The 14497-nt window shown below is 63.3% G+C and carries 15 protein-coding genes; 11 read left to right on the top strand and 4 right to left on the bottom strand.

What is annotated here, in order from left to right; translation table 11 throughout:
• Nucleotides 1-36 precede the first annotated feature (36 nt).
• From NKJ55_RS02630 to NKJ55_RS02585, 10 genes are all read left to right on the top strand, one after another.
• Entirely contained in the window at nt 37-636 is a 600-nt protein-coding gene (locus tag NKJ55_RS02630; protein ID WP_352448549.1) for a VOC family protein, read from the top strand.
• Between the two features lie 143 nt (nt 637-779).
• The gene (locus tag NKJ55_RS02625) at nt 780-3074 is read left to right on the top strand and encodes a bifunctional salicylyl-CoA 5-hydroxylase/oxidoreductase (protein ID WP_352448548.1); all 2295 of its coding nucleotides are present in this window, start codon (nt 780-782) and stop codon (nt 3072-3074) included.
• The gene (locus NKJ55_RS02620; protein ID WP_352448547.1) at nt 3071-3844 is read left to right on the top strand and encodes an SDR family NAD(P)-dependent oxidoreductase; all 774 of its coding nucleotides are present in this window, start codon (nt 3071-3073) and stop codon (nt 3842-3844) included. The genes NKJ55_RS02625 and NKJ55_RS02620 overlap by 4 nt, the downstream gene beginning before the upstream one ends.
• Nucleotides 3838-4308, top strand: a complete 471-nt coding sequence (locus NKJ55_RS02615) for a MarR family winged helix-turn-helix transcriptional regulator (RefSeq protein ID WP_023676834.1) — start codon at nt 3838-3840, stop codon at nt 4306-4308. Before NKJ55_RS02620 ends, NKJ55_RS02615 begins: the two co-directional genes overlap by 7 nt.
• Nucleotides 4305-5117: an enoyl-CoA hydratase family protein gene (locus tag NKJ55_RS02610; RefSeq protein WP_352448546.1), complete on the top strand. Its 813-nt coding sequence runs from the start codon at nt 4305-4307 to the stop codon at nt 5115-5117. The genes NKJ55_RS02615 and NKJ55_RS02610 overlap by 4 nt, the downstream gene beginning before the upstream one ends.
• Nucleotides 5118-5341: 224 nt before the next feature.
• Nucleotides 5342-6490: an acyl-CoA dehydrogenase family protein gene (locus NKJ55_RS02605; protein WP_352448545.1), complete on the top strand. Its 1149-nt coding sequence runs from the start codon at nt 5342-5344 to the stop codon at nt 6488-6490.
• Nucleotides 6491-6562: 72 nt separating this feature from the next.
• Complete coding sequence (locus NKJ55_RS02600; RefSeq protein WP_352448544.1) at nt 6563-6958, top strand: RidA family protein; 396 nt, start codon at nt 6563-6565, stop codon at nt 6956-6958.
• Nucleotides 6959-7136: 178 nt separating this feature from the next.
• Nucleotides 7137-7928 (top strand): ABC transporter substrate-binding protein, encoded by a 792-nt coding sequence (locus NKJ55_RS02595; protein ID WP_352448543.1) that lies wholly within the window; start codon nt 7137-7139, stop codon nt 7926-7928.
• 108 nt (nt 7929-8036) lie between these two features.
• Nucleotides 8037-8711, top strand: coding sequence for an amino acid ABC transporter permease (locus tag NKJ55_RS02590; RefSeq protein WP_292656040.1), 675 nt, complete (start codon nt 8037-8039; stop codon nt 8709-8711).
• Nucleotides 8712-8740: 29 nt separating this feature from the next.
• The gene (locus NKJ55_RS02585) at nt 8741-10033 is read left to right on the top strand and encodes a cysteine desulfurase-like protein (RefSeq protein ID WP_352448542.1); all 1293 of its coding nucleotides are present in this window, start codon (nt 8741-8743) and stop codon (nt 10031-10033) included.
• Here the strand turns inward: NKJ55_RS02585 and NKJ55_RS02580 are convergent.
• Nucleotides 9964-10836 (bottom strand): NAD(P)H-dependent oxidoreductase, encoded by an 873-nt coding sequence (locus tag NKJ55_RS02580; RefSeq protein ID WP_352448541.1) that lies wholly within the window; start codon nt 10834-10836, stop codon nt 9964-9966. The two genes, NKJ55_RS02585 and NKJ55_RS02580, sit on opposite strands and share 70 nt — an antisense overlap.
• Nucleotides 10837-10929: 93 nt before the next feature.
• On the opposite strand from NKJ55_RS02580, the gene NKJ55_RS02575 reads away from it, so the two are divergent.
• Entirely contained in the window at nt 10930-11850 is a 921-nt protein-coding gene (locus NKJ55_RS02575) for a LysR family transcriptional regulator (RefSeq protein ID WP_352448540.1), read from the top strand.
• 22 nt (nt 11851-11872) lie between these two features.
• Here the strand turns inward: NKJ55_RS02575 and NKJ55_RS02570 are convergent, their stop codons facing one another.
• The 3 genes from NKJ55_RS02570 to NKJ55_RS02560 are packed head-to-tail and all read right to left on the bottom strand — an operon-like array spanning nt 11873 to nt 14497.
• The gene (locus tag NKJ55_RS02570) at nt 11873-12703 is read right to left on the bottom strand and encodes a dipeptide ABC transporter ATP-binding protein (RefSeq protein WP_352448539.1); all 831 of its coding nucleotides are present in this window, start codon (nt 12701-12703) and stop codon (nt 11873-11875) included.
• Complete coding sequence (locus NKJ55_RS02565; protein ID WP_023676824.1) at nt 12700-13575, bottom strand: ABC transporter ATP-binding protein; 876 nt, start codon at nt 13573-13575, stop codon at nt 12700-12702. The genes NKJ55_RS02570 and NKJ55_RS02565 overlap by 4 nt, the downstream gene beginning before the upstream one ends.
• 4 nt (nt 13576-13579) lie before the next feature.
• Nucleotides 13580-14497, bottom strand: a complete 918-nt coding sequence (locus NKJ55_RS02560) for an ABC transporter permease subunit (RefSeq protein WP_023676823.1) — start codon at nt 14495-14497, stop codon at nt 13580-13582.

The following is a 14497-nucleotide window of genomic DNA, read 5'->3' as shown; positions in this document are numbered from 1 at the left end:
ACCCGGCAAAATGTCCCGCGATGGAGGATGACTGACATGAAGAATGCAATCCGCTACCCAGTGCTCACCGCCACCGTGCTGGGAGGCATCGGCACGGCTTACGCCAGTTCCATTCCCGGCATGCGTGGCCACGACCACACCGGCGTCACCGTCCCCGACATGGAGCAGGCGGTCGATTTCTTCACCGAGGTGGTTGGCTGCAAGAAGGCAATGTCGTTCGGCCCGTTCGCCGACGACAAGGGCACATTCATGCAGGATCTGCTGGGCGTCGATCCCAAGGCGGTGATTGAGGAGATCACCCTGATCCGCTGCGGACACGGGTCGAACATCGAGCTGTTCAAATACACCGCGCCGGACCAGAAGGACCTGACGCCTCGCAACAGCGACATAGGCGGCTTCCATATCGCCTTCTATGTCGACGACATCGCCGCCGCAAAAGCCTATCTTGACGGCAAGGGCGTCAAGACGCGGATGGGACCGCTGCCGGTTACCGAAGGCCCTGCCGCCGGCCAGACCATCCTCTACTTCCAGGCGCCCTGGGGCTTGCAGTTGGAAGCGATCAGCTATCCCAATGGCATGGCCTATGAAAAAGATGCGGAGACGGTGCTGTGGAGCCCGAAGAACCCGGAAAAATAGCCCGGGGCGTCCCTGGCCTGCGCAAGCCGACTGCCGGCAAGCTGGGTTTCTGGGGCGGATTGTTTCAATCCTGAAACTTCAAGCTTGAATTAATCCGTCTCAGGCGTAAACTCGACAAACAGAAGCGAAGAGGAGATCGCACGATGAAAGTTGCGGTTCTCGGCGGCGGACCAGCCGGGCTCTACTTTGCAATCTCGCTGAAGCTCAGGGATGCCGCGCATGAGGTCACGGTGTTCGAGCGCAACCGTGCCGATGATACGTTTGGCTGGGGCGTCGTGCTGTCGGCCGAAACGCTGGCGAACCTGACCAAGAACGACCCGGTCAGCGCCGTGTGGATCCGCAAGCATTTCGCCTATTGGGACGATATCGCCGTCATCCATGACGGCGTGCGCACGGTCTCGACCGGTCACGGCTTTTGCGGCATTGGCCGCAAGCGGCTGCTCACGTTGCTGCAGCGGCGGGCGCGCGAACTCGGCGTCAAGCTGGCCTTCGAAACCGACATAGCCGATCCCAAGCCATATATGGAGACGCACGACCTGGTTGTCGCCGCCGACGGGTTGAACTCGAAAGCGCGGAGCGCCTTCGTCGACGTGTTCAAGCCCGATATCGACATTCGTAGATGCAAGTTCGTCTGGCTCGGCACCCACCAGAAATTCGACGACGCCTTCACCTTCATCTTCGAAAAGACCGAGCATGGCTGGGTGTGGGCGCATGCCTACCAGTTCGACAGCGATACCGCGACCTTCATCGTCGAATGCAGCGAGCAGACCTGGCAGCGCTTCGGCTTCGGCGCGATGTCGCAGCAGGAATCGATTGCCGTCTGCGAGCGCATCTTTGCCCGTCATCTCGGCGGCCACGCGCTGATGACCAACGCCAATCATATCCGCGGCTCGGCGTGGATCAATTTCCCGCGCGTCTTGTGCGAACGCTGGTCCTACAAGAACCTGGCGCTGATGGGCGACGCGGCGGCGAGCGCGCATTTCTCGATCGGTTCCGGCACCAAGCTGGCGCTGGAAAGCGCGGTGGCGCTGGCCGACTATGTCGAGTCCGAGCCAGACCTCGAGGCCGCCTTTAGCAAATATGAGGACGCCCGCCGCACCGAAGTGCTGAAGCTGCAGTCGGCGGCGCGCAATTCGCTCGAATGGTTCGAGGAGGTCGAGCGCTATCTCGGCCTCGATCCGGTGCAGTTCAACTATTCGCTGCTGACGCGTTCGCAACGCATCAGTCACGAGAATTTGCGGCTGCGCGATGCCGAATGGCTGGCCGGCGCCGAGGAGTGGTTCCAGCGCCAGGCCGGCGCCGGGGGCAACAATCTGCGTCGCGCGCCGATGTTCGCGCCGTTCCGGCTGCGCGGCATGGCGCTGCAGAACCGCGTCGTCGTCTCGCCGATGGCGCAGTACAAAGCGGTCGACGGCTGTCCGACCGATTGGCATTTCGCCCATTACGCCGAACGGGCCAAGGGCGGCGCCGGTCTCCTCTATATCGAGATGACGTGCGTCAGCGCGGAGGGCCGCATCACGCCTGGCTGCCCCGGTTTCTATGCGCCCGAGCATGAGGTCGCCTGGAAGCGGCTGGTCGAGTTCGTCCATGCCGAAACCGAGGCCAAGATCTGCGCCCAGATCGGCCATTCCGGTGCCAAGGGGTCGACCAGGCTCGGCTGGCAGGGAACCGACGTGCCGCTGCCCTCAGGCAATTGGCCCGTCATGGCAGCGTCTTCCGTGCCGTGGTCGCGGGAAAACCAGGTGCCGAAGGCGATGGACCGCGCCGACATGGATATGGTGCGCGACCAGTTTGTCGCTTCGGCCGAGATGGCGGCGCGCTGCGGCTTCGACATGCTCGAAATCCACGCCGCGCACGGCTATCTCCTGTCCTCCTTCATCACGCCCTTGACCAACCGGCGCACCGACTCCTATGGCGGCTCGCTGGAAAACCGCATGCGCTACCCCTTGGAAATCTTTCATGCGGTGCGCGCCGCGTGGCCGGCCGAGAAGCCGATCTCGATGCGCATCTCCGCTAATGACTGGCTGGGCATCGAAGGCGTGACGCCGGCCGATGCCGTAGAGATCGCGCGGCTGCTGCATGAGGCCGGCGTAGACATCTGCGACGTATCGGCCGGCCAGACTTCGGCCGTGGCAAGACCGGTCTATGGCCGCATGTTCCAGACGCCGTTTTCCGATCGCATCCGCAACGAGGTCGGCATGGCGACGATGGCGGTCGGCAATATCTATGAGCCGGACCACGTCAACTCGATCCTGATGGCGGGCCGCGCCGATCTCGTCGCACTGGCTAGGCCGCATCTTGCCGATCCGTATTGGACGCTGCACGCGGCCGTCACGCTTGGCGATCGCGGCGTCAAATGGCCGGATCCCTATCTGCCCGGCCGCGACCAGCTCTACCGGCTGGCCGAACGCGAAGCGGCAGCGGGGTTGAAAGTATGAGTGCCGCGGCGACGATTTCGGGGCGTCATGCGCTGGTCACCGGCGGCGGCTCCGGCGTCGGCCGCGCGATCGCGCTGGCGCTGGCCGGCGCGGGCATTGACGTGACCATCTGCGGCCGGCGCGTGGAGCCGCTTGCCGAGGTCGCCGCGGAGAACAAGTCCATCTTCGCCATTGCCGCCGACGTCACCGACGAGACGTCGATGGCGTCGCTCTACGAGGCAGCGGAAGCGGCACGCGGAGCGTTCGACATCGTCGTTGCCAATGCCGGCATGTCCGGCAGTGCCCCGGCGCAGCGGACCTCGCTGGCAGACTGGCAGCGCACGCTCGACGTCAACTTGACCGGTGCGTTCCTGACGGTGAAGCCGGCGTTGGCCGGCATGGCAGTGCGCAAGACTGGCCGTATCATCTTCGTCGCTTCCACCGCCGGACTGAAAGGTTATCCCTATGTCGCAGCTTACGTTGCCGCCAAGCATGGCGTCGTCGGCCTGATGCGGGCACTCGCCGTCGAGACCGCCAAGTCCGGCATAACAGTGAATGCCGTGTGCCCAGGGTTTGTCGAAACCGAGATGCTGGAGAGCACCGTCCAGCGCATCGTCCAAACGACCGGCCGCTCGTCCGAGCAGGCACGGACAAGCCTAGCCGCGACCAACCCGCAAGGCCGCTTCATCCAGCCGGAAGAAATTGCGGCCGCGGTACTTTATCTGTGTGGCGACGCCGCCCGGTCGATTACCGGGCAGACGATTTCGATCTCCGGAGGTGAGACATGGTAGCCGGTCCCCTGCCCGCCCCGTCCGGACCCGGCAAGGACCGCCTGCGGCTGTGGATACGCCTGCTGCGCGCCTCGCGCACCATCGAGGCCGAGCTGCGCGAACGACTGCGGCAAGAGTTCAACACAACGCTGCCACGCTTCGACGTGATGGCCGCGCTCTACCGCGCGCCGGAGGGCATGCTGATGAGCGATCTTTCGCGCTTCCTGCTGGTGTCCAACGGCAATGTCACCGGCATCATCGACCGGCTGGTCTCGGAAGGGTTGGTGATGCGGGCCCGACGCAATGGCGACCGCCGCACCTCGATGGTGCGGCTGACGGAAGAGGGATCGAAGATTTTCGCCGTGATCGCCGCCGCGCATGAAAAATGGGTCGGCGAGTTGCTGGGCAATGTGAGCGAGGATGAGGCGCGCCGGCTGACCGGCATGCTGACCTCCTTCCGCAGCAATTGGGAGGGACGGGAATGACGAAGCTGGCCGGCCGCAAGCCGAAGCATTTCCTCTGGCAGGTCGAAGGCAAGATCGCAAAGATCCGGCTCGATCGACCGGAGCGCAAGAACCCGCTGACCTTCGACAGCTATGCCGAATTGCGCGACATATTTCGCGACCTTGTCTACGCCGATGATGTCGATGCTGTGGTGTTCCTGCCCAATGGCGGCAATTTCTGCTCGGGCGGCGATGTCCACGAAATCATCGGCCCACTGGTCAAGATGGACATGAAGGCGCTGCTCGCCTTCACCCGCATGACGGGCGATTTCGTCAAGGCGATGCTGAATTGCGGCAAGCCGATTATTGCGGCGGTCGATGGCGTGGCGGTCGGCGCCGGCGCGATTATCGCCATGGCCTCCGATATCCGCATCGCCACGCCCCAGGCCAAGACAGCATTCCTGTTCACCCGCGTCGGCCTTGCCGGCTGCGACATGGGCGCCTGCGCGATCCTGCCACGCATCATTGGCCAGGGCCGCGCCGCCGAGCTGCTCTATACCGGCCGCACGATGAGTGCCGAGGAAGGCGAGCGCTGGGGCTTCTATAACCGGCTGGTCGATGCCGCAACGCTTGAGGCCGACGCGCTCGACATGGCCGCGTGCATCGTTTCCGGCCCGACCTTCGCCCATGGCATGACCAAGACGCAGCTGAACCAGGAATGGTCGATGGGTCTCGACCAGGCGATCGAAGCGGAAGCGCAGGCGCAGGCGATCTGCATGCAGACCCGCGATTTCGAGCGGGCGTACACGGCTTTCGTGGCTAAGGAGAAGCCGGTGTTCGAGGGAAATTGAGATGATCGCTTCCACGCTGGCGGGACAGCACCCCCCTCTGGCCTGCCGGCCATCTCCCCCTCAAGGGGGGAGATTGGATATCAGGCCCGCTTTCGCCAATCTCCAACATCGCAGGGAGAGCCGTGGTAGCGAAGCCGCCAATCTCCCCCCTAGAGGGGGAGATGTCCGGCAGGACAGAGGGGGGCGCCGTGGAGCGCCAGGGCCGGAGAATTGTGGAGGCAGCAATGCCTGACCGTTCCTTCCTCTCCTGGCCGTTCTTCGAGGATCGCCACCGCGATCTGGCGGAGCGGCTGGAGGCATGGTGCGCCAAGAACCTGCCGGTCGCGCATGACGATGTCGACGCCGCCTGCCGCGAGCTGGTGGCGAGGCTTGGCAAGGACGGCTGGCTGAAGCCGACGGCGATCGACACGGACAATCCGGGGCCGCTCGACGTGCGCACGCTCTGCCTCACGCGCGAGACGCTGGCCCGTCATGACGGGCTGGCCGATTTCGCCTTCGCGATGCAAGGGCTCGGCACCGGCGCACTCAGCCTGTTCGGCACGCCCGAGCAGCAGCATTGGCTGGCTAAGACACGGGCCGGTAAGGCGATTTCGGCGTTCGCACTGTCGGAGCCGCGTTCGGGCTCGGACGTTGCCAATATGGAAATGACGGCCGCGCGTGACGGCGACCGCTATCTCTTATCCGGCGAAAAGACCTGGATCTCCAACGGCGGTATCGCTGACTTTTATGTTGTCTTTGCCCGTACCGGCGAGGCGCCCGGCGCCAAGGGGCTTTCCGCCTTCGTCGTGCCTTCCGAAACCGAGGGGCTGATCGTTGCCGAGCGGCTGGAGGTGATCGCGCCGCACCCGCTCGCCCGGCTGTCCTTCGACAATGCACGCATTCCAGCCTCGGCGCTGATCGGCAAACCCGGTGACGGTTTTCGCATCGCCATGTCCGTGCTCGACGTGTTCCGTTCGACCGTCGGCGCAGCGGCGCTCGGCTTTGCCCGGCGCGCGCTGGACGAAAGCATCACAAGAGTGGCCGAGCGCAGGCTGTTCGGTGCGCCGATGGCCGAGCTGCAGATGGTGCAGGGCCACATCGCCGACATGGCGCTGGATGTCGATGCCGCCGCGTTGCTGGTCTATCGTGCCGCCTGGACCAAGGACATGGGCGCGGCTCGGGTTACCCGCGAAGCCGCCATGGCCAAGCTGTTCGCTACCGACAAAGCGCAGGAGGTGATCGACAAGGCTGTGCAGCTGCATGGCGGCGACGGCGTCCGCAAGGGCCATATCGTCGAAAGCCTGTATCGCGAGATCCGGGCGCTACGCATCTACGAGGGAGCGTCCGACGTGCAGAAGGTGGTGATTGCACGGCAAGTGATGGGAGCGGCCTGAGACAGGAGTTTGCGTGAAAATTATTGTCTTCGAGTTTTGAGCGACCGGATTTGAGCATTGGGAGGTTTTGACATGCACACCATCCTGCAGCCGGAAGGCTGGGCGAAACCCGTCGGCTACGCCAATGGCGTCGCCGCGCGCGGGCAGCTTGTCTTCGTCGGCGGGCAGGTCGGCTGGAACGGACAGGGCCGCTTCGAGACCGATGATCTTGTCGGCCAGGTGCGGCAGACGCTGGCCAATATTGTTGCTGTGCTCGCCGAGGCCGGCGCCAAGCCGGAACATATCACCTCTATGACCTGGTACTTTACCGACAAGGCGGAATATCTGACCAATCTCAAGGGGATCGGCGAGGTTTATCGCGAGGTGATCGGCCGGCATTTTCCGGCGATGGCCGCCATGCAGGTGATGGCGCTGGTCGAGGATCGCGCCAAGGTTGAGATCCAGGCCACGGCGGTTATTCCGGAGTGACGGCAACACGCGGCAATTTTTTAAGCTTAAAACTTTCGCCTTGAAAAGCGCGGTACTTTGGATAGCATCCGATGTCTTGCGACTGCCGTGCCGGGAGGGCTTTCCGGCAGTCCCGTCACTTGACGCATCAAAACCGTGCGGGGCCAAACCCGTCCGATCACAACCAGAGGGAACGAAAATGAACTTCACCCGTCGCAACCTGCTGCTTCTTGCTGCTGCCATCGGCATCGCCGGCGGCCCGGCCTACGCCGAAGGCACGCTGAATGTCGGCGCCTATCCGACCAATCCGCCTTTTGAATACAAGAACGAGAGCGGCACGTTCGAGGGTTTCGAAGTCGACATCATCAATGAGGCGGCAAAGCGTATCGGCATGACCACTGATATCGCCGATCTCGGTTTCCAGGCGCTGTTCGCCGCCACCACCTCGAAGCGCATCGACGTCGCCATCTCGTCGATCACCATCACGCCGGAGCGGCTGAAGTCTCAGTCGTTCACGCAGCCCTACTATGATTCCGACATGGGCATCGCCGCGAAGGCCGACAGCCCGATCAAGGCCGAGGCCGACCTCAAGGGCAAGATCGTCGGCGTGCTGTCCGGCTCGACCGGCGAAGCCTGGGTCAAGGCCCACCAGGAAGCGGACGGGTTCAGTGACGTCAAGGGCTACGACACGCAGCAGAATTTGCTACTCGATCTCAGCTCAGGCCGCGTCGATGCGGCGGTCAGCGATATTCCGGGCCTGGAATATTCTTTCACCAGGATGAAGGATCTCGCCGTAAAAGAGCGCATCAAGACCGGCGAGCAGTACGGTCTGATGATGACCAAGGACCACCCGCTGCTCGGCAAGCTGAACGACGCGCTGACCGCGATGAAGAAGGACGGCACGCTGGCCGCGATCCACAAGAAGTGGTTCGGCAGCGACGCACCTGCCGATTCCTCGACCGTCAAGGAAATTCCTATGCCGAAGGCCTGAGCGGCAGTTCACGCTTAAATGTCGCGCCGGCTTTCGATGCCGGCACGATTCGGATTTCGGGCTCGGGCTCGAGCGTCGCGGGACGCCAAACGTTTCGGAAATGCTGCGATGTCGCTGCTGGACACCTTCTTCAACGCCGACGTCATGGTCTCCAGCCTGCCGGCGCTGCTGCGCGGTTTCCTGAACACCCTGCTGCTCGGAATCATGAGCATCGGCATCGGTATTCCCGTCGGCCTCGCGATCAGCCTGGTGCGGCTCTATGCGCCAAAGCCGCTTCGGCTGCTGGCTGTCGGCTACATTGACATTTTCCGGGCGATGCCGGTGCTGGTCGTGCTGATCCTGATCTACTATGCGCTGCCGTTCCTTGGCATTCGCCTGTCATCGTGGACGTCCGCGGTGATGGCCTTCGCCATCATCATGGCGGCCTATTCGGCCGAGGTGTTCCGCTCCGGTATAGAGAGCATTCCGCGCGGCCAGTTCGAGGCGGCGCAGGCGCTCGGCCTGCCGTTCTTGCTGACCTTGCGCAAGGTAGTGCTGCCGCAGGCGATCCGCGTCGTCATTCCGCCAATGACCAGCAATTGCGTTTCGATGTTCAAGGATACTTCGCTCGCTTCCACCGTGGCGCTGCCCGAACTGCTGAAGGAAGCGACCAACGCGCAATCGCTCTATGCCAATCCTTCACCGCTGATCGGCGCGGCGCTGGTCTATCTCATCTTTCTCTGGCCGATGGTCCGTCTCGTCAGCCTCCTTGAACGCCGCTTTCAAACCGAAAAGACCCGCTAATCTGTCAGCGCACTTCGCAGGAGACGACCTTGAACCAGCATCAGATTTCGAAAACCGGCGATGCCGCGGCTTTCCCGGTCGAGACGATCCGCGCCATGTTTCCCGCCTTGCAGCAAGCCGGGGACTTCGTCTTCATGGACAATGCCGCCGGCGCGCAGATCCCGCAAAGCGTGCTCGATGCGGTCACCAACCATTTGGTCGCGCATAATGTGCAGCGCGGCGGCCGCTATGGCCGCAGCGTCACCGTCGACCAAGCCGTCGCCGGCGCTCGCGAAAGCGTGGCCTTGCTGATCAACGCCACCAACCCGGCGGAGATCTGCTTCGGCATGAACGCCACTTCGTTCATCCGCCTGGTCAGCCTCGGCATCGGCCAGATGCTTTCCGAGCGCCCAAACGGGGAGCGTGACGAGATCGTCATCACCGACATGGATCACGACGCCAATATCGCGACGTGGCTGGCGCTGGCGCCCGCCGGCGCCAAGTTCAAATGGTGGCGGATGCGCGACGACGGCAATCTGCATGTCGACGATTTGCGCCCGCTGGTCTCAGAGCGCACCCGGCTCGTCGCCTGCACGGTCACGGCGCATTCGATCGGCTCGATTGTCGACGTTGCTTCCGTGGCTGCGATTGCGCATGCGGCAGGCGCCGAAGTGTTCCTCGACTGCGTGCATTACGGGCCGCACGGGCTGATCGATGTGCAGGCCTGGGATTGCGACTATCTGGTCTGCTCCGGCTACAAGAATTTCTCGCCGCATATGGGCTTCCTGTGGGGCCGCTTCGAAACTCTGAAGCGCCTGCCGACCTTCCGCGAGGATTTCATCCCCGACGAGCCGCCCCACAAAATCGAAGCCGGCACGTTCATCTACGAGAACGTCTCCGGCATGGATGCCGCGGTGCGTTACCTCGAATCGATCGGCCGCAATTTCTTGTCCGAGAACAATCGGTCGCGCCGCGACAACATCGTCGCCGGCATGAATGCAATCCGCGACTACGAACAGGTGCTGGCGCGCGAAATGCTGGCGGTGCTCAAAGATTGCGGCGCGACGATCTACGGCGTGGCCGAAGAGGCACGCCTCAGCGAACGCGTGCCGACCTTCTGCTTCAATGTCGGCACGCTGTCGCCGCAGAGGATCGTCGAGGAAATGGCCGAGATGCAGATCGGCATTCGCGACGGCCACATGTATGCGCCGCGTCTGATGAAGCGGCTCAACCTCAGCATGGACAGCGGCGCCGTGCGCGCCTCGCTGGTGCATTACAATACGATCGAGGAGGTCCGGCGCTTCGGCGAGGCGCTGCGCATCATCATCGCCCGGCTGTCCTGATCGGACTGGGCGGCGACGCCGGCGCGATCCTCGTGAAGCGCAAAGGCGGTCGCACCCGGGTTCTCCAAGCCGGGGCGCAATTGCATGCTTGGGATCAAGTAATCGCCGCCATTCTGCTGCCGATAACGAATGGGCCGGATCGTCTCGAGCGTTCGCATCCTTTCGCGCAGTCGCTCCGCGACAGGCTCGAAATCCGCCTCCCCGAAACGGTCCACCCTGTAAACCACGAACGGCGGAAGCACGTCGTAGCCCGGATAGTATAGAATCCCGTGATTGATCGGGAACAGCAGGTCGTCGATCGGGCCGTTAACGCCGCGGGCGGAATAATGCTCCTCCCAGCCGCCGGTGGTCACGATCAGCATTGCGCGCTTGCCGGCGAGCGTTCCCTCACCAAAGCGGTCACCCCACCGCTTGTCGCTGTGCTCGCCAACGCCATAGGCGAAGCCGTAGGCGTACACGCGATCGACCCAGCCCTTGAGGATCGCCGGCATGGCGTACAACCACAGCGGGAACTGGAGGATCAGGGTGTCGGCCCATAGCAGCTTGTCGATCTCGGCTTTGACGTCATCGGTCAGAGTGTTGGTCGCAAAAGCCTTTTTGGAGGCGCCGGCCGGCAGGAAGCGTGCTTCGGGCGGCCACGACGGAAAGTCGGCACGGTCCACCTCGGCTTTCCAGCCGTCGGCATAGAGGTCCGACACCCGCACCTCGTGGCCTTGGGCCTCGAGTTCCCTGATGGCGACGTCACGCAGCGCGCCGTTGAGCGAACGCGGTTCAGGATGAGCAAAAACAAGCAGGACTTTCATGGGTCTACTCCGAAGAAGGACGATAGACACCAAAGGTAGCCAGCCGCGGAATGATCCACTATATGTAGGAAATGTATAAGATAATGCCGAATAATGGATAGATCGGACGTCACTCTCGAGCGCATGCGCACCTTCGTTCGCGTCGCCGAGCGCGGCAGCCTCTCGGCGGTGGCGCGCGAGCTCGGAATTGGGCAGTCGACGGTCACACGGCATTTGCGAGAACTCGAGGAGGCCGTCGGAGTGCCCTTGCTCAGCAGGACCACCCGGCGTGTGACGATGACTGATGAAGGCAGCCGTTACTATGCCGACAGCGTCCAGGTCCTGCGCCTCGTTGAGCAGGCCGGCGATGAGGCGCGGGGCACGCGCGGCGCGTCGGCCGGCACGATCCGGATATCCTGCACGGCGGCGCTCGGGGTCTTGCACGTCAGCCGGCTGATCTTCGCCTTTCAGGACCGCTATCCCGATATCGGCATCGATCTTAGCCTCACCGACGAGCGCATCGATCTTGTGCGGGAGGGCGTCGACATTGCGCTTCGCCTGGGTCCGCTCACCGACAGCTCAATGAAACTGCGGGCGCTCGGGCAATCCCGGCGTCTGCTGGTGGCGGCGCCGGCCTATCTGGCGGCGCGGGGCAGACCGGCTGTCCCGCAGGATCTGCCTGGCCATGAAGGCATCCGGATGTCGAACATCGCGGGAAGCGACACACTCGCCCTGCAGGGGCCGGGCGGCAAACGCTTTGCGGTGCCCTTTGGCGATCGATTTCGGGTCGACCATGGGCTTGCCGCGCGCGAAGCCCTTGTCGCCGGACGCGGTATCGCACCCGCCCACCATTGGCTTGTCGACGATCTCCTGGCGGCCGGCCGGCTGGAAGTGGTCCTGCCGGGCTATTTTCCGCCTCCCGTCCCGCTGAGCATGCTGATCGTTCCGGAGCGTGTGGGCATTGCCCGGGTGCGGCTGCTGGTCGACTTTCTCGCCGAGCAGATCTCCGGCATTCCGGGGATCGAGAAGCGGTAGCCGACCGGCAAACCTCGCCGGATCAGGCGGCCTTCTTCTTCGCCAAACGTGCCTTGATGCTGGCAACGTCGGCACGTGGCGTCGCAGCGAACAGCGTCCTGGTGTAGCTGTGTTTGGGGTCGGCGAAGACCTCGTCGCGCGAGCCGTATTCGACCGCTTCGCCGAAATACATTACCATCACGTCGTCGGCGATGTAGCGCACCACCGACAGGTCGTGGCTAATGAAAACATAGGTTAGCTGAAACTCGTCCTGCAGGTCGGCGAGCAGGTTCAGCACCTGCGCCTGCACCGAAAGATCAAGTGCCGAGACCGGCTCGTCCAGCACCAGAAGGCTGGGGTTGAGCATCAGCGCGCGGGCGATGGCGATCCGCTGGCGCTGGCCGCCCGAAAACATATGCGGATAGCGATTAAAGTGCTCGGGGCCGAGACCGACCTTCTTTAGCATCTTCATGGCAAGATCGCGCCGCTCGTCGGCCGTGCTGTCGGTGTTGATGAGCAGCGGCTCGGCAAGCACGTCGCCGATCTTCTGGCGTGGATTGAGCGAACCATAAGGGTTTTGGAAGACGATCTGGACCTTGCGGCGCATTTCCTTCGACAGGCCGTTCCTGCCGATGTCTACCTTCTTGCCGTCGATGAAAAGCTCGCCGGAGGTCGCCGGGTCGATCAGGGTGATGATGCGGGCGAGTGTTGACTTGCCGCAGCCGCTCTCGCCGACGATGGCCAGCGTCTTGCCCTTGTCGACGCTGAACGAAACACCCTTGACCGCATGAACCGTACGGGAAGGGCGGAAAAGCCCGCCACCGACATGATAGTCGCGCACGATGTTCTTGCCTTCGACTACCGTCACGCTCATGAGGCGGTTCCTCCTGCGGACCGGGCTGCGACTACAGATGGGGCCGGCTCAAACAGCATGTCGGAAACAGTAGGCAACCGGTCGCCGACGGCGTTTTCGGGCAGCGCCGACAGGAGCGCGCGCGTGTAGTTGCTCTTGGGGGACTCGAACAGCGACAGCACGTCGGCCTCTTCCATCTTGCGGCCTTTGTACTGGACGATGACACGGTCGGCGGTCTCGGCAACCACCCCCATATTGTGGGTGATCATGATCAGGCCCATGCCATATTTGGCCTGCAGGCCGACCAGCAGATCGAGGATCTGCTTCTGGATGGTGACATCGAGCGCCGTGGTTGGCTCGTCGGCGATCAAAAGCTTGGGATTGCAGGCGATGGCGATGGCGATCATGACGCGCTGACACTGACCACCCGACATCTGGTGCGGGAAGGAGCCCAGCCGTTCCTCGGGGTCGGCGATGCCGACCAACTTCATCAATTCGATGGCACGCGCCCGGCGCTGGGCGCGGTCCATGCCCATATGGAAGCGCAGCACCTCCTCGATCTGGAAGCCGACGGTGAAGCACGGGTTGAGGCTGGCGACCGGCTCCTGGAAGATCATCGAAATGTCCTTGCCGACGATCTTGCGCCGCTCGGATGGGCCGAGCTTGAGCAGGTCGATGCCGTCGAAGGCCATGCGGTCGGCCCTCACCGTCGCGGTGTTGGGCAAAAGCCCCATCACCGCCAGCATCGCCACCGACTTGCCCGAACCGGATTCGCCGACGATCGCCAGCACCTCGCGCGGTTCGACCGACAGGTCGATGCCTTGTACCGCCATGAATGGTCCAGCGGCGGTGTCGAAGGAAACGGTCAGGTTCTTGATCTCGAGAAGAGGCATTGGATTATGACCTCTTCAGCTTGGGATCGAAGGCATCGCGCAAGCCATCGCCGATCAGATTGATGGCAAGCACAGTGATCAGGATAGCAAGGCCGGGGAAGGTCACCACCCAAGGCGCGCGCAGGATGAACTCGCGCGCCGAGGCGAGCATCGTGCCCCATTCCGGCGTCGGCGGCTGCGCACCGACACCGAGGAAGCCGAGCGCCGCAGCCTCGAGAATAGCGTTGGAGAAGGACAACGTCGCCTGCACGATCAGCGGTGCCAGGCAGTTCGGCAGGATCGTCCTCACCATCAAGCGAAGATGACCGGCACCAGCCACCTTGGCGGAGATGACATATTCGCGGTTCTTTTCGGCCATCACGGCGGCGCGGGTGAGGCGCGCAAAATGCGGCTGCAGCACCAGCGCGATCGCCAGCATGGCATTGAACAGGCCCGGGCCGAGGATCGCCACCAGCACCAGCGCCAGAAGCAGCGACGGGAAGGCCAGGATGATATCCATGATGCGCATGATCAGAGTGTCGACCCAGCCGCGGAAATAGCCGGCGAGCACGCCAAGCACGATGCCGCTGGTGAGCGAGAAGACAACGACCACCAGACCGATGAACAGCGAGAAACGCGCCCCGAAGATCAACCGTGAAAGCATGTCGCGGCCGACCGCGTCGGTGCCGAGCAGGAACATCGATTTGCCGCCTTCCTGCCAGGCAGGGGGTGCCAGCAGCGCATCGCGAAACTGCTCGTCGGGCGAATGTGGGGCGACGAACGGCGCAAAGATCGCCACCAGCACCAGCGCCGAAAACACGACAAGGCCGATGACCGCGCCGGTGTTCATCGAGAAGTAGTGCCAGAACTCGGCGAAAGCCCGTTGCCTGCCGCCTGTCGGGATGGAGGCGGCGGTAGCTTCGGCGGCGGATTCGTCGGTCAT

Origin of the sequence: Mesorhizobium sp. M0106, from assembly GCF_040322715.1 — a bacterium.
Lineage (GTDB): Bacteria > Pseudomonadota > Alphaproteobacteria > Rhizobiales > Rhizobiaceae > Mesorhizobium.
The sequence above is the reverse complement of the archived record's forward strand: the minus strand, read 5'-3'. Positions and strand labels throughout refer to the sequence as shown.